Source organism: Trichococcus sp. (genome assembly GCF_055118575.1).
This window is the reverse complement of record NZ_JBSQPW010000042.1, coordinates 1-21188: the sequence shown is the minus strand read 5'-3', so window position 1 is coordinate 21188 and position 21188 is coordinate 1. Positions and strand designations below refer to the sequence as shown.

Annotated in this window: 17 protein-coding genes; all 17 read left to right on the top strand. The window is 46.0% G+C overall.

Annotated elements, in window-relative coordinates; all coding sequences use genetic code 11:
• Positions 1-271 precede the first annotated feature (271 nt).
• Positions 272-1366 (top strand): RNA polymerase factor sigma-54, encoded by a 1095-nt coding sequence (locus ACTCCX_RS11095; RefSeq protein WP_463276054.1) that lies wholly within the window; start codon positions 272-274, stop codon positions 1364-1366.
• Between the two features lie 368 nt (positions 1367-1734).
• The gene (locus ACTCCX_RS11090) at positions 1735-2772 is read left to right on the top strand and encodes a sugar-binding transcriptional regulator (RefSeq protein ID WP_463276053.1); all 1038 of its coding nucleotides are present in this window, start codon (positions 1735-1737) and stop codon (positions 2770-2772) included.
• A gap of 39 nt (positions 2773-2811) precedes the next feature.
• Positions 2812-3813: a type I glyceraldehyde-3-phosphate dehydrogenase gene (gene gap / locus ACTCCX_RS11085; protein ID WP_463276052.1), complete on the top strand. Its 1002-nt coding sequence runs from the start codon at positions 2812-2814 to the stop codon at positions 3811-3813.
• Between the two features lie 110 nt (positions 3814-3923).
• The gene (locus ACTCCX_RS11080; protein ID WP_463276051.1) at positions 3924-5114 is read left to right on the top strand and encodes a phosphoglycerate kinase; all 1191 of its coding nucleotides are present in this window, start codon (positions 3924-3926) and stop codon (positions 5112-5114) included.
• Positions 5115-5140: 26 nt separating this feature from the next.
• Entirely contained in the window at positions 5141-5896 is a 756-nt protein-coding gene (tpiA, locus tag ACTCCX_RS11075) for a triose-phosphate isomerase (RefSeq protein WP_463276050.1), read from the top strand.
• Complete coding sequence (gene gpmI, locus ACTCCX_RS11070) at positions 5896-7428, top strand: 2,3-bisphosphoglycerate-independent phosphoglycerate mutase (protein ID WP_463276049.1); 1533 nt, start codon at positions 5896-5898, stop codon at positions 7426-7428. Before tpiA ends, gpmI begins: the two co-directional genes overlap by 1 nt.
• 94 nt (positions 7429-7522) lie before the next feature.
• A complete protein-coding gene (gene eno / locus ACTCCX_RS11065) occupies positions 7523-8821 on the top strand; it encodes a phosphopyruvate hydratase (protein ID WP_463276048.1) in 1299 nt (432 codons plus the stop codon).
• 324 nt (positions 8822-9145) lie between these two features.
• On the top strand, positions 9146-10231 hold the full coding sequence (gene serC / locus ACTCCX_RS11060; protein ID WP_463276047.1) for a 3-phosphoserine/phosphohydroxythreonine transaminase: 1086 nt from the start codon (positions 9146-9148) through the stop codon (positions 10229-10231).
• Positions 10231-11400 (top strand): phosphoglycerate dehydrogenase, encoded by a 1170-nt coding sequence (locus ACTCCX_RS11055; RefSeq protein ID WP_463276046.1) that lies wholly within the window; start codon positions 10231-10233, stop codon positions 11398-11400. The genes serC and ACTCCX_RS11055 overlap by 1 nt, the downstream gene beginning before the upstream one ends.
• Positions 11401-11684: 284 nt before the next feature.
• Entirely contained in the window at positions 11685-11924 is a 240-nt protein-coding gene (gene secG, locus ACTCCX_RS11050; protein WP_068561081.1) for a preprotein translocase subunit SecG, read from the top strand.
• 329 nt (positions 11925-12253) lie between these two features.
• Positions 12254-13012: an alpha/beta hydrolase gene (locus ACTCCX_RS11045; RefSeq protein WP_463276045.1), complete on the top strand. Its 759-nt coding sequence runs from the start codon at positions 12254-12256 to the stop codon at positions 13010-13012.
• 2 nt (positions 13013-13014) lie between these two features.
• Positions 13015-15381 (top strand): ribonuclease R, encoded by a 2367-nt coding sequence (rnr, locus tag ACTCCX_RS11040; RefSeq protein WP_463276044.1) that lies wholly within the window; start codon positions 13015-13017, stop codon positions 15379-15381.
• A 25-nt stretch (positions 15382-15406) separates the two neighbouring features.
• On the top strand, positions 15407-15865 hold the full coding sequence (gene smpB / locus ACTCCX_RS11035) for an SsrA-binding protein SmpB (RefSeq protein ID WP_463276043.1): 459 nt from the start codon (positions 15407-15409) through the stop codon (positions 15863-15865).
• A 465-nt stretch (positions 15866-16330) separates the two neighbouring features.
• Positions 16331-18316: a fructose-bisphosphatase class III gene (locus tag ACTCCX_RS11030; protein ID WP_463276042.1), complete on the top strand. Its 1986-nt coding sequence runs from the start codon at positions 16331-16333 to the stop codon at positions 18314-18316.
• Positions 18317-18416: 100 nt separating this feature from the next.
• Positions 18417-19169, top strand: coding sequence for a histidine phosphatase family protein (locus ACTCCX_RS11025; protein WP_463276041.1), 753 nt, complete (start codon positions 18417-18419; stop codon positions 19167-19169).
• Positions 19170-19519: 350 nt separating this feature from the next.
• The gene (gene carA, locus ACTCCX_RS11020) at positions 19520-20620 is read left to right on the top strand and encodes a glutamine-hydrolyzing carbamoyl-phosphate synthase small subunit (RefSeq protein ID WP_463276040.1); all 1101 of its coding nucleotides are present in this window, start codon (positions 19520-19522) and stop codon (positions 20618-20620) included.
• Positions 20613-21188: carbamoyl phosphate synthase preATP-grasp domain-containing protein (locus ACTCCX_RS11015; protein ID WP_463276039.1), on the top strand; the 576-nt coding region annotated here is incomplete at its 3' end. The genes carA and ACTCCX_RS11015, both read left to right, overlap by 8 nt.

The following is a 21188-nucleotide window of genomic DNA, read 5'->3' as shown; positions in this document are numbered from 1 at the left end:
AAAGTGCTGTAACAGCAGGCTTTCACCTTGGCGATTTTTATTTTGCTACATCCGCTATCCTTAGAGCCCCAAGGGCTCCAGAACAGCGTAATTGATTCCTATTTTAAGTTATTGGGATCGATCGGGACGACGGTTCGGAACCTCAGGGCCTCCGCTGATGTTCGAGCACCACAATCCTGTCCCTGTAGAAATTGCCCGCATTGACTGAAAACGATTTCAATAGATGCTTGTGTGTGATAAAATGATTCTGAAAAGGTTAGGAGGGATTGGTGTGTCGGTTTTATCTAGTGTCCACATGGATAAGGAAAGCTTGGAGGAATCGCTGAAGCTGTTGGGATATGACAACGAGGATTTGTTCGCTTATCTTCAACAAAAAGCGTTAGGCAATCCTTTGATCGAAGTGAAGGTCAATAAAGAATTCGATGAGCGCGCTGTAAAAGAAAAAACAGTAGTGTACAAGCCGGATAAAGATGATCCGAGCGATACGGTTTCCGCGATGGAGCAAGTGTTTGAAGAAGTGCCTGCGTTGGACACATTCTTGTTGGAGCAAATTCATGCCAATATGCGAGATACGCCATTGCGCGAGCTCGTTCTATTTTTGGTGGCATTCATCAATCCGGAAGGGTACGTCACCATCGATCTGGATGATGCCGCAGAACAGAAGGGTGTAGAGCCGATTATGATGTTGGACGCGTTGACGCTGTTGCATCAATTGGATCCCCCGGGTGTTGGTGCCCGGAATTTGCAGGAATGTTTAATGTTGCAGACGGAGCGAGATGGATATGCACCGGAAATCGCCTACTATATTCTGGAGAATTTCTTCCAAGCATTCAGCGATAGAAACTGGCAAATGATAGCCGACGAGATGGATGTTGAGCTGGCAGATGTGAAGGCAGTGTTCGAGTATGCCCAAAGTTTGGATCCTACTCCAGGTTCAGCATTCGGTGATGACAGCCTCTCTTTGCCGAGACCGGATCTCTATCTGCAGACTGTGGATGGGCATCTGACAGTGAAATATAATGAGTGGTCTTCTCCGGTCGTCGTTTTCCAGAAAGACTACTATGAAGAAATGATGCAGTATGAAGATGAGGATGTGCAACAATTTCTGGCAGCAAACAAAACGGAATATGAGCAGCTGCGGTCGGCAGTGGCATTCCGAAAAGAGTTGCTGCTGGGGGCAGGAGAATTGATTACCACCCTGCAGAAGGGTTTTTTCCTTGAAAGCAGGGAGTTGAAGCCGCTCGATGTGAGTCGTTTGGCAGATGATTTGGGCATTTCAATCAGCGACATGCGTGAAGGTGTTTTGAATAAAATGATCGAAACGGAGCGTGGGACATTTTTGATGCACCAGTTATGCGGCGAATAGACCCAAAAACCAAGGATCGTATGCAAAAAGATGCGAAACGCTAAACAATAGCGGGACTTTTTTCGACCCTTGTTAAATGGTTGCTGTATCAAGGTTTAGTGAAAGTGTGCTTCCAAAAGACAATCGGATTACAGGGGGTTCGTGATATATTGCATGAATCTATTTTGAAGGAATGCGAATTAATTTGCCAAAACGCTTGAAACGTCTAGTGTTTACTGTTAAAATGATGAAGTAAAGACGAGGGAGAATAGACGGAAGCAAAAAAATATTTACAGTCTTATTCCATCTCTCCTGAAGCGAAATAAACGAGGACCGCCTAAGATTGCAGCGGGGCGAAAAGCGTCCACGTGCAAATGAAGAGGGTTTTTATGGAAGAGTCTATTTCGGTCTTACAGCAAATAGTCCCGGACATCATGTCAGTCCTTCAAAATCGTTACCATATCATGCGCAATATCCAAATGCATGCTCCAGTCGGGAGACGCGTCCTAGCCGATAAAGTTTCCTTGTCAGAAAGGACTTTGCGGACTGAGACAGATTTTTTGCGGAAACAAGGTCTTCTTTCCAGTTCGAAGAACGGGATGGAATTGACTGAGGAAGGCGAAACTATTTTCCGTCAACTGGAAAGCTTCATGCGGTTATTGCTGAATATGAATGCGAAAGAAAAGGCGTTAGCGGATTATTTGAACATTCAATTTTGTAGGATTGTTCCTGGCGACAGTGACGAAGATGCATCCATTTTGGATGGAATCGGAAAAACAGCAGCCAAAGAACTGCATGCACTATTGCCGGCAGGCGAATTTATCGTTGCTGTTGCTGGCGGAAGCACAATGGCACAGGCTGCCGAACATTTTTCACCTGAATTGTCCCAAAACAGGAACTTCATTTTTGTTCCGACTAGAGGCGGTTTGGGCGAATCCATGTCGATACAAGCCAACAGTGTCAGCGATCGTATGGCACAACTGGCAGGCGGTGAAAACATGGCGCTTTTCGTTCCTGATAATTTGAGCGAAAAAGCATATGCATCCATGAAATCCGAGCCATCGATCAAACATACCTTATCCGTTATGAAAAAGGCAAACTGCTTGTTATATAGTATCGGTAATGCTAAAGTAATGATGGAAAGACGCAGGATGTCGCACGGGTTGATTTCGTCCCTCGAAGCGCATAATGCGGTAGGTGAAGCCTTTGGTTGTTACTTCAATGAGAACGGCGAAATCCTCTATCGATTGTCCCGGTTCGGACTTCAGATTGAAGACATCGAGAAGATCCCATATGCAATGGCCATTGCAGGGGGAAGCACGAAAGCCAAGGCTATTAAAGCGTTCATGAAATATGCCCCGCATCAAACATGGCTGATTACGGATGAGGGTGCAGCTAATCTGATTTTAAAAGGGGTAACCCTTTAAAATAAAAATTTTGATTTATCCTAAGGAGGAAATCTCAGTATGACAGTAAAAGTTGGTATTAACGGTTTTGGACGTATTGGACGTTTAGCATTCCGCCGTATTCAAGAAGTAGAAGGAATCGAAGTTGTAGCAATCAATGACTTGACTGACGCTAAAATGTTGGCTCACTTATTGAAATATGATACAACTCAAGGCAGATTCAATGGTGATGTAGAAGTTAATGACGGATTCTTCACTGTAAACGGAAAAGACATCAAAGTGTTATCACAACGTAACCCAGCGGATCTTCCATGGGCAGAACTTGGCGTAGAGTTCGTATTGGAATGTACTGGTTTCTTCATGAGCAAATCAGGCGCTCAAGCTCACGTTGATGCAGGTGCAAAACGTGTTCTATTGTCTGCTCCAGCAGGCAGCGACGTTAAAACAATCGTTTATAACGTTAACCACAGCGAATTGAATGCTGATGACGTCATCGTTTCAGGCGCATCTTGCACAACTAACTGCTTGGCTCCAATGGCTAAAGTATTGAACGATGAATTCGGAATCGTTGAAGGCTTAATGACTACAATCCACGCTTACACTGGCGACCAAAACACTTTGGATGCTCCACATCCTAAAGGTGACTTCCGTCGTGCACGTGCTGCTGCTGCAAACATCGTTCCTAACACAACTGGTGCTGCTAAAGCTATCGGTGATGTATTGCCTGAATTGAAAGGCAAATTGGATGGAGCTGCTCAACGTGTTCCAGTTCCTACTGGTTCATTGACTGAATTAGTTACTGTTTTGGATAAAGCTGTAACTGTTGAAGAAATCAATGCTGCTATGAAAGCTGCTTCTAACGAATCTTACGGTTACACTGAAGACGAATTAGTTTCAAGCGATATCGTAGGCATCAACTTCGGTTCTTTATTCGATGCTACACAAACTAAAGTAATGACAGTTGGAGACAAACAATTAGTTAAAACTGTTGCTTGGTACGACAACGAAATGTCTTACGCTTCACAATTAGTACGTACTTTAGTAGAATTTGCTAGCTTATAAGATCACGTTTTTCATCTAATGAAAGCTGAATCGTAGAAGATAACAAAAGCGGGGAGGCAACGCGCTTCCTCGCTTTTCTTATGTAGATACACATATCAGGAGGCGACATAATGACAAAGAAAGTTGTAACAGATTTAGATGTAGCTGGAAAAAAAGTATTGGTTCGTGCTGATTTTAATGTTCCTATGAAAGATGGCGCAATCACTAACGACAACCGTATCGTTCAGGCTCTTCCTACAATCAACTACTTGATTGAAAACAACGCAAAAGTTATCCTTTTCTCTCACTTAGGAAAAGTAAAAGCTGAAGAAGACAAAGCGAAGTTGAGCTTGAAGCCTGTAGCTGAGCGTTTGGCTGAATTATTGGGCAAAGAAGTCACTTTCGTTCCTGAAACACGCGGCGAAGCTTTGGAAGCTGCAGTTGCAGCTTTGAAAGATGGCGATGTTTTGGTATTCGAAAACACTCGTTTCGAAGATGTTGACGGCAAAAAAGAAAGCAAAAACGATCCTGAATTGGGCAAATACTGGGCTAGCCTGGGCGACCTGTTCGTAAACGATGCATTCGGTACGGCTCACCGTGCACATGCTTCCAACGTCGGAATCGCTTCCAATCTTGAGAGCGCAGCTGGATTCTTGATGGAGAAAGAAATCAAGTTCATCGGCGGAGCGGTTGACGAGCCTGTTCGTCCATTCGTAGCTATCTTAGGCGGAGCAAAAGTAAGCGATAAAATCGGTGTCATCAAACATTTGTTGAACAAAGCCGATAAAGTACTTATCGGTGGCGGTATGGCTTACACATTCATGAAAGCACAAGGCTTGGAAATCGGTAAATCCTTATTGGAAGCTGATAAAGTCGAATTAGCTAAAGAATTATTGGAGAGCGCTGGCGACAAATTAGTATTGCCTATCGATGCTAAAATGGCTCATGAGTTCGGCAACGATGGAGAAATCACAATCGCTAAAAACGAAGAATTCCCGGCTGACCAAATGGCATTGGATATCGGACCTGCTTCCGTCGAATTGTTCGCAAAAGAGCTTGAAGGCGCGAAAACTGTTGTATGGAACGGACCTATGGGTGTGTTCGAATTATCTAACTTTGCTCAAGGAACAATCGGTGTCTGCGAAGCAATCGCTAAATTAAGCGATGCTGTAACGATCATCGGTGGTGGAGACTCTGCTGCAGCTGCAATGCAATTAGGCTTTGCTGATGACTTCACGCACATCTCAACAGGTGGCGGCGCATCATTGGAATACCTTGAAGGCAAAGAATTACCAGGTGTAGCATCAATTTCTGACAAATAAGCAACCTATTTTAAGGAGTGATTATATTGCGTAAACCGATTATTGCCGGTAACTGGAAAATGAACAAAACAGCTAAGGAAGCACAAGCATTCATCGAAGCTGTGAAAACTAAGGTTCCTGCTTTTGATAAAGTGGAAGCTGTTATTGGATCACCGGCTCTATTTTTAGAAAACATGGTAGCAGCTACAGAGGGAACTGATTTGAAAGTTGCCGCGCAAAACTGTTACTTTGAAGAAGAGGGTGCCTTCACAGGCGAAATCAGCCCGAAAGCTTTAGGCGACTTAGGCGTCGACTACGTCATTATCGGACACTCTGAAAGACGTGAGTACTTCCATGAAACTGATGAAGACATCAACAAAAAAGCACATGCAATTCTGCGTAACGGGATGACACCTATCGTTTGCTGCGGTGAAACGTTGGAACAACGTGAATCAGGCGTAACAAATGAGTGGGTATCAGGACAAATTACGGCTGCTTTGAAAGATCTGACTGCAGACCAAGTGGCTAACCTGGTCATCGCTTATGAGCCAATCTGGGCTATCGGCACAGGCAAATCTTCTTCTGCACAAGATGCGAACGATACTTGCGGCGTAGTGCGCGCAACTGTAGCTTCAATCTTCGGTCAAGAAGTGGCTGACAAAGTGCGCGTTCAATATGGCGGTAGCGTTAAACCTGAAAACATTGCAGAATACATGGCTGAAGAACACATCGATGGCGCATTGGTCGGTGGTGCTAGTCTGGTTCCTGATTCATTCTTAGCATTATTGGAGGCTATTAAATAATGAGTAAAAAACCGGTAGCAATAATTATTTTGGACGGTTTCGGCTGGAGAAACGAAATGATGGGCAATGCGGTTAAGCTAGCAAAGAAACCGAACTTTGACCGTTATTGGAACAATTTTCCGCATGCAACGATGCTGGCTTCCGGATTGGCTGTAGGACTGCCTGAAGGCCAAATGGGTAATTCCGAAGTAGGGCATACAAACATTGGTGCCGGACGCGTTGTCTACCAAAGTTTGACCAGAATTGACAAAGCTATCATCGATGGCGAATTCTTGACGAACGAAGCGCTTGTAGGTGCTTACGATCATACGAAAGAAAACGATTCTGCTTTGCACCTTTTCGGTCTGCTTTCTGACGGTGGTGTGCACAGTCACATCAACCATATCATTGCGTTGATCAAGAGCGCAAAGGAAAAAGGCGTCAAAAAACTTTATCTGCATGCTTTCCTTGATGGCCGCGACGTGGATCCGCACGCTGCACCAGGCTACATCGAAACAGTGGAAAAAGCGATGGAAGAGATTGGTCTGGGCGAAATCGCGACTGTTTCTGGTCGTTACTACGCTATGGACCGTGACAACCGTTGGGAACGTGTGGAATTGGCATACAACGCCATCGCACACGGAGAAGGCGAAAAATTTGAGTCTGCCCAAGCTGTTGTTGAAGCAAGCTATGCAGATGGAAAAACGGATGAATTCGTCTTGCCGACTGTCATCGTCAAAGATGGCGAACCGATCGGAACTTTGAAAGATAATGATGCCATCATCTTCTTCAATTTCCGTCCCGACCGCGCGATTCAATTATCGAATGCCTTCACCAATGAAGAGTGGACGAACTTTGATCGTGGAGAGCGCGCTAAAAATGTGAAATTTGTTACGATGACTTCTTACCAGGATACTGTTATCGCAGAGATTGCCTTCAAGCCGATCCCGATGACAAACGTTTTGGGTGAAGTTCTGGCGCAACACAACCTTTCGCAATTGCGCATCGCAGAAACTGAAAAATATCCGCACGTAACTTTCTTCATGAATGGCGGACGCCATGAGCCTTTCGAAGGCGAAGGACGCATTCTGATCCCTTCACCGAAAGTTGCAACTTATGATTTGAAACCTGAAATGAGCGCTTATGAAGTGGGCGAAGCATTAGTGAAAGAGATCAATGACGACAAATATGACGCCATCATCCTTAACTTTGCGAACCCTGACATGGTAGGCCATTCAGGTATGTTAGAACCTACAATCAAAGCGATCGAAGCAGTAGATGAGAACTTGGGTGCAGTTGTTGATGCTATCCACGCAAAAGGTGGCTATGCCATCATCTTCGCTGACCACGGTAATGCAGACACTATGTCCACTGAAGACGGACAACCGCATACTGCACACACAACCGTACCGGTTCCTGTGATCGTGACCAAGGAAGGCGTTACGTTGCGTACAGACGGCAAATTGGCCGATGTTGCTCCAACGATGCTTGACTTATTGAACATAGAAAAACCAGCAGAAATGACAGGCGAATCGCTGATCGTTAAAGCGTAAGCAAAACGCTTCAGCTATTGCATAAAGTAAGAAAATTGTCTAAAATGATACTTGGTAATACAAGTAATTCAGCCAACTAAAAGGAGAGAAAACCATGCCATACATTACAGATATTTTAGCTAGAGAAGTACTTGATTCACGCGGTAACCCAACTATTGAAGTTGAAGTATACACAGAGAGCGGCGCTTTCGGACGCGGAATGGTTCCATCAGGAGCTTCTACCGGCGAACACGAAGCAATCGAATTGCGTGATGGCGACAAAGCGCGTTACCTTGGAAAAGGTGTTTTGAAAGCTGTAGAAAACGTAAACGACATCATTGCTGATGCTATCTTAGGTTTCGATGTACGCGACCAATTAGCGATCGACAAAACAATGATCGACTTAGATGGCACTCCTAACAAAGAAAAATTGGGCGCAAACGCAATCTTGGCAGTATCTATCGCAGTAGCTCGCGCTGCAGCAGACTACCTGGATGTACCATTGTACCAATACCTAGGCGGATTCAACGCTAAAACATTGCCAACTCCAATGATGAACATCATCAACGGCGGATCTCATGCTGACAACAGCATCGACTTCCAAGAATTCATGATCATGCCTGTAGGCGCTCCTTCATTCAAAGAAGCTCTACGTATGGGTGCTGAAGTATTCCACGCATTGGCATCAATCTTGAAATCAAAAGGTTACTCTACTGCTGTAGGTGACGAAGGTGGTTTCGCTCCTAACTTGGGTTCAAACGAAGAAGGTTTCGAAGTAATCATCGAAGCTATCGAAAAAGCTGGCTATGTACCTGGTAAAGACGTTGTTCTTGCTATGGATGCTGCTTCTTCAGAATTCTACAACAAAGAAAAAGGTGTTTACGACTTGGCTGATTCAGGCGAAGGCGAAAAGACTGTCGATGAAATGATCGAATTCTACGCTGACCTATGCAAAAAATACCCAATCATCTCAATCGAAGATGGCTTGGATGAAAACGATTGGGAAGGTACTAAGAAACTGACTGAAGTTTTAGGCGACAAAGTTCAAATCGTTGGTGACGACTTGTTCGTTACAAACACTGAAAAACTTTCTAAAGCTATCGAATTAGGCGTTGCTAACTCAATCCTGATCAAAGTTAACCAAATCGGTTCATTGACTGAAACTTTTGAAGCTATCGAAATGGCTAAAAAAGCTGGTTACACTGCAGTTGTTTCTCACCGTTCAGGCGAAACAGAAGATGCTACAATTGCTGACATCGCTGTTGCAACTAACGCTGGACAAATCAAAACTGGTTCATTGAGCCGTACTGACCGTATCGCTAAATACAACCAATTGTTACGCATCGAAGATCAATTAGGCGAATTAGCTGTTTACGATGGTTTGAAATCTTTCTACAACCTAAAAAACAAATAATTTTAATTGATTAACAGGAAGGCAGCTGCTTGGAACACTGTCTTCACATAATAACTGTTTGGTATGACCAGACAAAATGGGAAGTCCGGCGCTTGGAACGCCGGACTTTTTTTGTTCCTTTAAGTGATAATGTTCGGTTTTAAGTAGATAAATTTGATTCATTCTCCAATATAATCATATTTTTGAGGTTTGTTCCTAACATCCGCATGTAATTATTTTTGGAAAAGAGCCGTTTTAGCTTTCATTCGTGGCGTAATCTGCTATAATGAGATTAAATTATAATTAATAATTAATGAGGACAATTGATAAGGGGGAGACAAAAGGATGAAAAGAGCAAGAAATTTTTCCGCTGGTCCAGCAATATTACCAGAATCAGTCTTAGAGAAAGTACAGAGTGAAATGCTATCCTACAAAGATAGTGGCATGTCAGTTATGGAGATGAGTCACCGCTCCTCCTTGTTCGAAGAGATCATTTCAGATGCAGAGCAATTATTAAGGGAATTGATGAATATTCCTGAAGGATATAAAGTCTTGTTCTTGCAAGGTGGCGCAAGCCTGCAGTTCTCCATGATTCCGATGAATCTTGGAAAGGGCGGCAAAGTCGGTTACATCAACTCCGGATCATGGGCTAAGAAAGCCATCTCTGAAGCTAAGATCTTAAATGTTCCGAATATTGAAGTACTGGCCAGTTCCGAAGCGGATAATTTCACTTACATTCCTGAAATTCCGGAAACAGACGAAGCCTACGATTATATCCATATCACAACGAACAACACAATCGAAGGGACGGCTTTCCAAACGATTCCTCGTTTCGTGAATGCACCTGTCGTTGCCGATATGTCTTCCAACATTTTGTCAAATCGTTACGATGTCAACGACTTCGGTTTGATCTACGCAGGTGCACAAAAAAATATCGGACCTGCAGGATTGACGATCGTGATCGTGAAAGAAGATCTGATCCAGACCGAAAATAAATTGCCAAGCATGCTTGACTATCGTACACACATCAAAAATGATTCGTTATACAACACACCACCAAGTTTCTCCATCTACGTAGCCAAATTAGTCTTCGAATGGTTGAAGGATTTGGGCGGCGTGGAAGCTATGGTAAAAATGAATGAAGAAAAAGCTGGCTTACTTTACCGTACGATTGAAGAATCTGACTTATTCACTTCCCCTGTTGCAGTCAATTCCCGTTCATTGACGAATATCCCATTCGTTACCGGGGACAAAGACTTGGATGCGAAATTTGTCAAAGAAGCTACAGCATTAGGCTTCCTGAATCTGAAAGGTCACCGTTCCGTAGGTGGCATGCGCGCAAGTATCTACAACGCATTCCCGTATGAAGGCGTTAAAGAATTAACAGAATTTATGAAAGCTTTTGAAGCTAAGGAAGGGAAATTCAAATAATGTTCGAGATTAAAACTTACAATGCGATTGCCCCAGAAGGCTTAAATATACTGAATGCAGATCAATTCGCCCTTAATTCAGGCGCAAATCCTGATGGCATCATCCTGCGCAGCGAAAAACTGCACGGCATGGAATTCCCTGAAAGTTTGAAAGCCATCGCTCGTGCCGGAGCCGGCGTCAACAACGTTCCCGTTGAAGACTGTTCCGAAGCAGGCGTCGTTGTCTTCAATACACCTGGCGCGAATGCCAATGCGGTCAAAGAACTTGTTTTGGCTGCTATGATCATGGCAGCCCGTCCCATCAAAGAAGGGATGGAATGGGTCCAAACCTTAAGCGGTGACGATGTCGAGAAGCAAGTCGAAAAAGGTAAGAGCCAATTCGCAGGGAGAGAAATCTCCGGAAAAACATTGGGAGTCATCGGCTTGGGCGCTATCGGCGCGATGTTGGCCAATGACGGATTCCGTCTAGGCATGGAAGTCATCGGTTATGACCCATATGTTTCCGTTGAAACAGCATGGAACATCAACCGTCGTGTCCAAAAAGCATCTTCAATCGCTGAAGTATTGGCTAAAGCGGATTACGTTTCCATCCACGTGCCAGTCAATGCAGAAACAAAAGGCATGGTTGACGCTGCCTTCCTGGATCAAATGAAAGAAAATGCGGTTCTTTTGAACTTTGCCCGCGGCGAATTGGTCAACACGGCTGATATGCTAGCTGCACTGAAAGAAAAGAGAATCCGCAAATATGTAACGGATTTTGCCGATGAAGCCTTGCTGCACAACGATTCTATTATTGTAATGCCGCACTTGGGAGCTTCCACTGAAGAAGCTGAAGTCAACTGCGCAATCATGGCAGCACAAACATTGAAATATTTCCTGGAAACAGGGAACATCGTGAATTCAGTGAACTTCCCGGGAGTCGATATCCCGATGCAATCACCGATCCGTTTGACAATCGTCAACAAGAACATCCCGAACATGGTAGGCCAGATTTCTTCCGGTTTGGCTAAGTACTTCATCAACATCGAAGATATCCTGAACCGCAGCCGCGGCAACTATGCCTACACTGTCATCGATATCGCCGAAACAGACGATGCCGTACTGAATGAAGTAATCGAAAAAATCAAAGAAATCGACGGCATCGTAAACGTCCGCATCATCAGAAGATAGAGTGTGAGAAAAGTCGTTTAGCTCCCCGTACGTTGGAACCCCCCACGAAGTGAACTGCTTTTTTTCACTACGTGGGGGGTGAAACGTTAGTGGGAGCTGACTTTTCGAACACGTTTGATTAGAGTGTGAGAAAAGTCGTTTAGCTCCCCGACGAAAGCGTTCGGATTGTTCCCTCCAGTGGAGGTGAGCGGGTCCGGGCGCTTTTCTTTTCTGAAATTGCTAGCAAAACCCTATGATTTGTGCTAAAGTTAGTAGTAGAAAATTATTATAGGGAGGTCCATCCTTTGTCACTATACGATGTACTATTAACGGCCTTGTTGGTTGTTTCTGTGCTGTTGATCATTGTTGTGCTGATGCAGCCGTCAAAAACAAATGCAGCCAGTACACTTACAGGTGGAGCAGAGCAATTATTCGGAAAACAAAAAGCAAGAGGCTTCGAAGCCGTATTGCGTCAGATCACAGTTGTTCTCGGAGCGCTGTTCATCTTGATTGCCTTGGCTTTGACCTATCTATCCTCAAATTAACTATTGCAGGCAGAGACCCACTATCCGGTTTCTGCTTTTTTTAGTTAAGCCATGCGAATAGACCAAAATTCCCGGCGAGGAGTGCTTCACCGGGAATTATCAAAGCAAACAAACCAAAATTCCCGGCGAGGAGTGGTTCACCGGGTATTTTCAAAGCAAACAGACCAAAATTACCGGCGAGGAGCAGTTCACCGGGAATTTTCAGAGCGAGAACGATATCGGGCAAATTGCCCTTTCAATTGTCAAAATTATTTATAGTCAGATTGGATATATTAGGAAAAAAGCTGTAAATACAGTAAAATAAAGATGAATGAGTTGGGAGGAATACTATGAAAGCAATCAATTTACCGGAACCTTTTTTCTTCGAAGCTGGCCCACGCGCCGTCCTTTTGCTGCATGCCTATACCGGCAGCGCAAATGATGTGCGTTTGCTGGGACGTTTTTTGGAACGGAACGGGTATACTGTATATGCACCGAATTTTACGGGCCATGCGACCGGCCGTTTTGAGGATATCCTCGATTTGGGAGGCCCGGATGTCTGGTTCGCTGACGCTATGCGAGCAAAAGCAGAACTGATGGAAAAGGGCTATGATCAGCTTGCCGTATTCGGCTTGTCAATGGGAGGCATCATGGCGACTAGGGCAATCGAAACAGGCGGATTCATCGGTGGAGGCTCCTTCAATTCACCAATCATCAGTTTTGAGGAATCGCGGGTGCCGATCAGTTTTATGCATTTCGCCAAGCTCTCGAAGAAGAAACTTGGAATGGCTAATCTGGAAATCGAGCACGAATTGGCGTTGATGAAGCCGAAGTTGAACGACCAGCTTGCCCAATTGGATGAGTTTACGGAACTGATCAAGGATAATTTGGCGGATATCACGGTTCCTTATTATATCGCGCAATCCGGCAGGGATGAAATGATCAGCGCCGACTGCGGAAAAATGTTGGCGGACCGCATCCAGCAAGTTGAAGTGGATTATCATTTCTTCCCGGAAGCAACGCATGTCATTACCGTTGGGAAAGACAGAAACGTATTTGAAGAAACAGTCTTGGCATTTTTGAACCGACTAAATTGGAATGAGGGATAAGTATGAGAAAAATAGATCAGATCCAAATTGACGTTCTAGCATATTTTCAGGAACATGCCGCAAAGAGCATGACTTTGAAAGAAGTAAGTGAAGCGTTGGGATACAGTGATTCCGATGAATTCAAAGCATTAGTAAAAGTCTTTGCCCAATTGGAGGAAAGAGGCATTCTAGTGCTGAACAAGACCGGACAATTCCGTCTGAAGGCGCAAAATGCCACTATGACGGGGACTTTCCGCAGTAACGACCGCGGGTTCGGTTTTGTGACGGTCGATCCGAATGAAAGTGATCTTTTCATCCCGCGCGGCAAAACCGGCAGCGCGATGGAAGGGGACACGGTTGAGGTCAAGGTCACCCGCGAGGCTGAGCCTTGGAACGACAGAGGTGTCGAGGCTGAAGTTACCGCTGTTTTGACCCGCAAATCGAATCAGGTCGTCGGTGAGTTTGTTCCATACGATTCCGATCGCCGGGAAGAAACCGGCTTTTTGGGCTTCGTTGTTCCGCAGGATACGAAGATCAACAGTATCGTAGTCTACATCAAACCGGAAGGCATCCATCCCGTTGAAGGCAGTGTCTGTCTTGTGGAAATCACCAGCTATCCGACGCCACAGAATCCAGTCAAGATGGAGGGGCTGGTCACGAAAGAAATCGGCCACAAGGATGCTCCGGGTGTCGATATCCTGTCCATCCTGTATAAGTTCGGCATTCCTTCCGAATTCCCTGAAGATGTGTTGGCCCAGGCTGAAGGGATCCCGTTAGAGATTCCGGCCGAGGCGTTGGAAGGGAGACGGGATCTGCGCTCGGAACAGATTGTCACGATCGACGGCGCCGATGCCAAGGACTTGGATGATGCGATTTCCCTGAAAAGGCTCGAAAACGGCCATTATCTGTTGGGCGTGCATATCGCGGATGTTTCCTATTATGTGACGGAGAATTCCCCAATCGACCGCGAAGCATATGAACGCGGCACGAGCGTCTATTTGACGGACCGTGTCGTGCCGATGCTACCGCAGAAATTATCGAACGGCATCTGCTCTTTGCTGCCGCACGAAGACCGTTTGACGATGTCCTGTGAAATGGAATTGGATGCGGATGGGGAAGTGGTCGCCTATGATATTTTCCCAAGCATCATCGAATCAAAACAACGGATGACCTATTCCGATGTCAATGCGATTTTGATGGACCACGACAAAAAGCTGCGCGAAAAATACAGCGATTTTGTGCCGATGTTCGAAGAAATGGGCATCCTGCACGAAATCCTCCTGAAGAAACGCCAAAAACGCGGCGCTATCGATTTCGAATCCGATGAAGCAAAAATCATCGTGGACGAAAATGGCCACCCGTTGGACATCTATGTGCAGGATCGCGGTGTCGGCGAGCGCCTCATCGAATCCTTCATGTTGAGCGCGAATGAAACGATCGCCCATCATTTCACGAAAGCAAATCTGCCCTTCATCTACCGGATCCATGAGCAACCGGACCCGACCAAAATGATGCGCTTCCTGGAATTCGTGACGACATTCGGCATTCTGGTGAGCGGTACGCATGAGAACGTGAAACCGAAACAATTGCAGGCTGTTCTGGCGAAAGTTAAGGACGAACCTTATGAAGCTGTTGTTTCGACTACGCTGTTGCGCAGCATGCAGCAGGCGAAATATGATGCTGTACCGGTCGGCCACTATGGCTTGGCTGCGAAAGATTATACCCATTTCACTTCGCCGATCAGAAGGTACCCTGATTTGATCGTCCACCGCCTGATCCGCACATATGGAAAAGGCAACGTCGATCCGAAAGTAGTCGAGAAGTGGAAAGGGCAATTGCCGGATATCGCCGTTCAAAGTTCGCAGATGGAACGTCGCTCGGTCGATGCGGAACGGGAAACCGAATCGCTCAAGAAAGCAGAGTTCATGATGGATAAAATCGGCCAAGAATTCGAAGGCGTCATCAGCTCCGTTACGAAATTCGGCATCTTTGTGCAGCTCCCTAACACGGTAGAGGGCCTCGTGCACATCTCGAAAATGGCTGAAGATTATTTCAACTACATCGAAAGCCACATGCTTTTGATGGGAGAGCGCACTGGGGTCATTTATCGCATCGGCCAAAAAGTCAAAATCAAAGTGGAAAATTCGGATCCGGTCACGCGTGCAATCGACTTCTCGTTGGTCATCGACAAGGACAAGACCCAAAGTCAAAGCGACCAGGATCTGGTCAAACAGATCCGCTCGAAGATTCCGAAAGGCAAAAAGCGGAAACCGGGCCAATCCGATCGCGACAGCGGACCGCGCAAAAAGACCGCAAAAGGAAAAGAGCCGTTCTACACCCGTCCTGGCAAGAAAGCCAAAGGGAAAAAGGACAGAGGCAAAAAGAAGTAAGCTAATGAAATGAAGGTGTCGGACTATGCCAAAAGGCGAAGGAAAAGTTTTAGCGCAGAACAGAAAAGCTAGCCATGATTATATCATCCTCGACACTGTGGAAGCCGGGATGGTGCTGACCGGAACGGAAATCAAATCCGTCCGCAAAGCGAAAATCAACCTGAAGGATGGCTACGCAAGCATCAGGAATGGGGAAGTGTTCCTTCAGAATGTGCATATCAGCCCATTCGAACAGGGCAATATCTTCAACCACGATCCGCTGCGCACCAGGAAATTGTTGCTGCACAAGAAGCAGATCAGGTACTTGATTGAGGAGACGAAGACGACCGGCGTAACGTTGGTGCCGTTGAAGGTCTACCTCAGGAATGGCGTCGCGAAAGTGCTCATCGGACTTGCAAAAGGGAAGAAGAGCTACGACAAGCGTGATGCATTGAAACAGAAAGACATGAAGCGCGAAATCGACAGAGCGCTGAAAGAAAGATAAGCATTAATGTGCAAAACGAACACAATGAACGCGCCCGCATTCCTGATGGAGTGCAAGCGCGTTTTTTTTGCTTACGGCGTATGGCGTACGGTAGGTGGTTGTGGGTGGACGCCAGCCCCGGTGAAGCCGCCTTTCGTAGGAGCTGGCTGGACCTAGCCAGTGCGTTCCTCCGACGAGAGTGGCCTTGCAGGAGGATGATCAGCTGTTCGACCGTCAACTCCGACCAGACTGCTGCTCACAGGAGCAGACACACGGCGGATCGGACTATAGCAACCATCGAACAGGTACGCTGTCGAAATTGTGACCAATTGTGTAACTTTTGCATCTTGTCTATCATTTTTTTTTAATTCAAGCTATGATAGAAGTAATCATCTTGTCACGAAAAATAAAGATAAACCTGTGAGCAACGTTTGCCTTGCGAGGTTCCGTTCTGAGTGAAATGAAAAAAGTAGGGGTGTAATTGTAATGATAACGAAAGACAAGTATCTTCGATTGCTGGCAAAAGAATATCCGACAGCCGCAAAAACTGTAACCGAAATCATCAACTTGGAAGCCATTATGAACTTGCCGAAAGCAACCGAGCACTTCATCAGCGACTTACATGGTGAGTATGATGCCGTGCAGCATGTACTCAGGAATGGGTCCGGAAACGTCAAAGAAAAGATCCGGGAAATTTTTCAAGGGAGACTGAGTACCCGCGAGATGAACCAACTTGCGACAATCGTCTACTATCCGGAAGATAAAATCGATATGATCGTTGACAGCCTCGACTCGGAAGAGGAAATCAACGAATTTTACTCGTTGACCCTGCTGCGCATCACGGAACTTTGCGCGTTCACCGTTTCGAAGTACACGCGCTCGAAAGTCAGAAAGGCAATCCCGGCCGACTATGCCTACATCATCGAGGAGCTGCTTTTCAAAGATACAATCATGACGAACAAAGAGGATTATTACGAAAAGATCATCAAGACCGTCATCTCTTTGGACCGCGCCACTGAATTGATCGCAGCCATTTCACATGTCATCCAGCGTCTGGTTGTCGATCACATCCATGTTGTCGGGGACATCTACGACAGAGGGCCATTCCCTGACAAAATCATCGACACTTTTATGGACGGCCATGAGCTGGATATCCAATGGGGCAACCATGATGTCCTGTGGATGGGTGCCGCTAGCGGATCGGCGGCTTGTATGGCCAATGTCATCCGCATCTCTGCCCGTTACAACAACCTCGAAATCATCGAGGATGCTTATGGGATTTCCTTGCGTCCGCTGGTCACGTTTGCGGAAATGGTCTACAAAGAGGACCGCTATGAACCGTTCATGCCGAAAATCAACACCGAGGATGAAAGAAAAATATTCCCTGAAGAAATCCGTCAGATTGCCAAAATGAACCAAGCGATTTCGATCATCCAGTTCAAGCTCGAAGGGGAAATCATCAGGCGCCATCCGGAATTCGACATGGCCGATCGGTTGTCATTGAATTTCATCGATTACGAAAAGGGAACGGTGACATTGGGAGGGCAAGAATACCCTTTGCTTTGCGACTATTTCCCGACGGTCGATCCAGCAGACCCTTACCGCTTAACTGAAGAGGAAAAACTGGTTGTCGAAAAGCTTATGACCGGGTTCCTGAACTCGGAAAAGCTGCATAAGCATGTCCAATTCCTTTTCAGCAAGGGCAGCCTGTACCTGAGCTACAACGATAATCTGTTGTTCCATGGCTGTGTGCCGTTGAATCCGGACGGCAGCTTCATGGAACTGCCGATCGCCAATGTCAAATACAAAGGCAAATCCTTGTTGGACAAGTATGAAGAAGTGCTGCGCAGAGGGTATCTGAATCGTGAAGCAACGAAACACAATGTCCGCAGCCTGGATCTGATCTGGTATCTTTGGGAAGGGAAAGCTTCGTCCCTATTCGGTAAAGATAAGATGACAACGTTTGAGCGGTTGTATTGTGCCGACAAAGAAACGCATGTCGAGAAGAAGAACCTCTATTACGAGCAACGCGACAATGTGGAACTTTCCTACAAAATACTGAAGGAATTCGGCCTCGATCCAAGCAAGGGTCACATCATTAACGGCCACACGCCAGTCAAGGAAAAAATCGGCGAGAACCCTTTGAAGGCGGACGGAAAACTGATTGTTATCGACGGCGGCTTCTCGAAAGCCTACCAGAATACGACAGGCCTGGCCGGATATACGCTGCTGTACAACTCCTTCGGGATGCAGCTGGTTTCGCACCAGCCGTTCACTTCCCGCCAGGATGCCATCGAAAACGAAAAGGATATCGTTTCGACCCGACGCATCGTCGACAAGGAGTTGGAGCGCAAAACGGTAAGGCAGACGGACGTAGGCAAGAAACTGACCCAACAAGTCATCGATCTGCAGCAATTGCTGCGCGCCTACAAATCCGGAGAAATCGTGGAAGATCTCCTAAGCGATAAATAGTTGCATGAAAATAGATGCAATCAGCCCCCGAAATTGTTAAGATAAGAGAAGGAAAGCAAGTATCCTAAAGCGAAAATAGCTTGAGAGAGGCGGGTTAACCTTGAAAAAGGGAGTAACGTTTTATTTTATGCGACACGGAGAAACTTATCTTAATAAATACAATCGGATGCAAGGCTGGTCCGACACTCCATTGACACCCAGAGGCAGACGTGATGTCATGAGAAGTGGAGCAGGCTTGGGCGATGTCAAGTTCGATGCGGTTTATTGCAGCGATTTGAGACGAACATTTGAAACAGCACAGATCATTTTGAAGGAAAACCAGCATGCCGATCATTTGAAAGTGGTGGCTATGCCCGAATTCAGGGAGATTTTCTTCGGCTCTTTTGAAGGTCTGGATGCGAGCGAGACATGGGGCAACCTGAATAAATTTCTCGGTAGCGCAAATGGCGAACCGAATTATGATGCCCACCGTTCCGTCATCGAAGAGTTGAACGGATTGAAGGAGATGGATCCTTACCATGAAGCTGAAGATTACATGACATTCTGGCTGCGCGTCGAACGCGGGTTGATCAAACTTATCGGCGAACACCGTGATTCCGAAAGGAACATTCTGATCGTTTCCCATGGGATGACGATCCGCAATATGATCCATGCTGTCATTCCGGATTTCTCGATCGATCGCCATCTGGATAACGCCAGCATATCGGTCGTCCGCTACGAGGATGGCTTCTATCACTTGGACCTTTACAACGGGACCGATCATTTTGTCGAGGACTTCACGCCTGCAGATGAGCAGGAACCGGAAGTCCATAAAGTGACACCCGCCGATAAAGTTGAAGAGGATGTAAAATAATCTATAAAACGCAAAACCCTTGGGACAGGATCCTTTCTTCCCAAGGGTTTTTCTGTATCAGAAAGTCAGGAAAAACTTAAAAATCACATCTTTTTTTCATTTTTGGGAAATAGTAATTGATAATTTTGTCCGGATAGTCTAAAATAAACCTAATCCACAATACTGTACGGGATACAGCGTGGCCAGAACGTCTTTAAATTAGCACAGAGAGGCTAACAAGGCATGTGAAACGATTAATGTAAACAACCGTTGAAACACGCCCAATAATAGGTGTGTTTTTTTTACATTTTCCTATTTTTCATGCAAGCGTGAGGTATGTACCTTGTCAATCAGAAATCAGGAGGAAGAACATGAAACAACGTAGATTTTTAGTTTTAGAAGATGGCAGCTGCTATCCAGGATATGCTTTCGGATCAGAAAAGGATACAATCGGGGAAATCGTATTCAACACAGGGATGACAGGTTACCAAGAAACTTTGTCCGATCCTTCCTACACAGGCCAGATCATTACTTTCACGTATCCTTTGATCGGCAACTACGGCATCAACGAAGATGATTTTGAAGGCGTGCATCCGGGCTTGAAAGGGATGGTCGTTCATGAATTGGCGGAACATCCGAGTAACTTCCGCTCAACCAAAACATTGGATGAAGCTCTGAAAGGCTTCGATGTACCGGGAATCTACGGCGTGGATACACGCAGCATCACCAAAAAAATCCGTAACGCCGGCGTCATGCGCGGCACCATGGTAAGCAATGCGGATGATCTGGATGCGATTGTTGCTTCGTTGAAAGCCTACGAATTGCCGGTTGACGAAATCCAATTGAATTCGACAAAAGAAATCAAAAAATATGCGGGTGAAGGTCCTCGCGTTGTCTTGCTTGACTTCGGCTTCAAAGACAACATCCTTGCAGAATTATTGAAAAGAGACTGCGAAGTCATTCTGGCTCCTTGGAACACAAGCGCAGAAGAGATTCTTGCCCATAAACCAGATGGCATTATGTTAAGCAATGGACCTGGAGATCCGACATCCGTTCCGGAAGCCATCGAAACGATCAAGGAATTGATTGCGCAAGAAAATCTGCCTGTATTCGGAATTTGCTTGGGACACCAGTTGATCTCATTAGCAAGCGGTGCTACAACCTACAAATTGAAATTCGGCCACCGCGGCGCAAATCATCCGGTGAAGGATCTTGCAACCGGGAAAATCAGTCTGACGAGCCAAAATCATGGCTACGCCGTGGACGAAGAAAGCCTGAGCAAAACCGACTTGGTCGCAACCCACCGCGCCCTGAACGACGGCACGAACGAAGGCGTCAAACACAAAACCAAACCGGTCTTCTCAGTTCAATACCATCCGGAAGCAGCGCCCGGACCACACGATGCAAATTACTTGTTTGATCAGTTTGTAGATATGATGAAAGCAGTCCAAGGAGGAAAACAACATGCCTAAACGTACCGACATTCAATCCATCTTAGTGATCGGCTCAGGCCCTATCATCATCGGCCAAGCCGCTGAATTTGACTATGCCGGAACGCAAGCATGCTTAGCTTTAAAAGAAGAAGGATACAAAGTCATTTTGGTCAACTCCAATCCTGCCACAATCATGACGGACGTCGAAATCGCCGACAAAGTCTACATGGAGCCTCTGTCTGTCGAATTCATCACGAACATCATCCGCAAAGAGCGTCCGGACGCTTTACTGCCTACATTGGGTGGCCAGACCGGCTTGAATATGGCTGTGGAATTGGATAAAGCTGGCGTACTGGAAGAATTCAATGTCGAGTTGTTGGGAACCAAATTGAGTTCTATCCAACAAGCCGAAGACCGCGATCTGTTCCGTCAATTGATGGCGGAACTGAATCAGCCAGTTCCGGAGAGTGACATCGTTCACACTGTAGACGAAGCACTTCGCTTCGCGGCGGAAATCGGCTATCCGTTGATCGTCCGTCCAGCCTTCACGATGGGCGGGACCGGCGGCGGCATCTGCCATAATGAAGCTGACTTGCGCGAAATCGTC

Excerpts from the sequence above, each read along its gene's own strand:
- eno (WP_463276048.1), top strand. The coding sequence starts at position 7,523 with ATGCCATACATTACAGATATTTTAGCTAGAGAAGTACTTGATTCACGC.
- ACTCCX_RS11030 (WP_463276042.1), top strand. The coding sequence starts at position 16,331 with ATGATAACGAAAGACAAGTATCTTCGATTGCTGGCAAAAGAATATCCG.
- ACTCCX_RS11090 (WP_463276053.1), top strand. The coding sequence starts at position 1,735 with ATGGAAGAGTCTATTTCGGTCTTACAGCAAATAGTCCCGGACATCATG.
- serC (WP_463276047.1), top strand. The coding sequence starts at position 9,146 with ATGAAAAGAGCAAGAAATTTTTCCGCTGGTCCAGCAATATTACCAGAA.
- ACTCCX_RS11045 (WP_463276045.1), top strand. The coding sequence starts at position 12,254 with ATGAAAGCAATCAATTTACCGGAACCTTTTTTCTTCGAAGCTGGCCCA.
- carA (WP_463276040.1), top strand. The coding sequence starts at position 19,520 with ATGAAACAACGTAGATTTTTAGTTTTAGAAGATGGCAGCTGCTATCCA.
- gap (WP_463276052.1), top strand. The coding sequence starts at position 2,812 with ATGACAGTAAAAGTTGGTATTAACGGTTTTGGACGTATTGGACGTTTA.
- smpB (WP_463276043.1), top strand. The coding sequence starts at position 15,407 with ATGCCAAAAGGCGAAGGAAAAGTTTTAGCGCAGAACAGAAAAGCTAGC.
- ACTCCX_RS11080 (WP_463276051.1), top strand. The coding sequence starts at position 3,924 with ATGACAAAGAAAGTTGTAACAGATTTAGATGTAGCTGGAAAAAAAGTA.
- gpmI (WP_463276049.1), top strand. The coding sequence starts at position 5,896 with ATGAGTAAAAAACCGGTAGCAATAATTATTTTGGACGGTTTCGGCTGG.
- rnr (WP_463276044.1), top strand. The coding sequence starts at position 13,015 with ATGAGAAAAATAGATCAGATCCAAATTGACGTTCTAGCATATTTTCAG.
- ACTCCX_RS11055 (WP_463276046.1), top strand. The coding sequence starts at position 10,231 with ATGTTCGAGATTAAAACTTACAATGCGATTGCCCCAGAAGGCTTAAAT.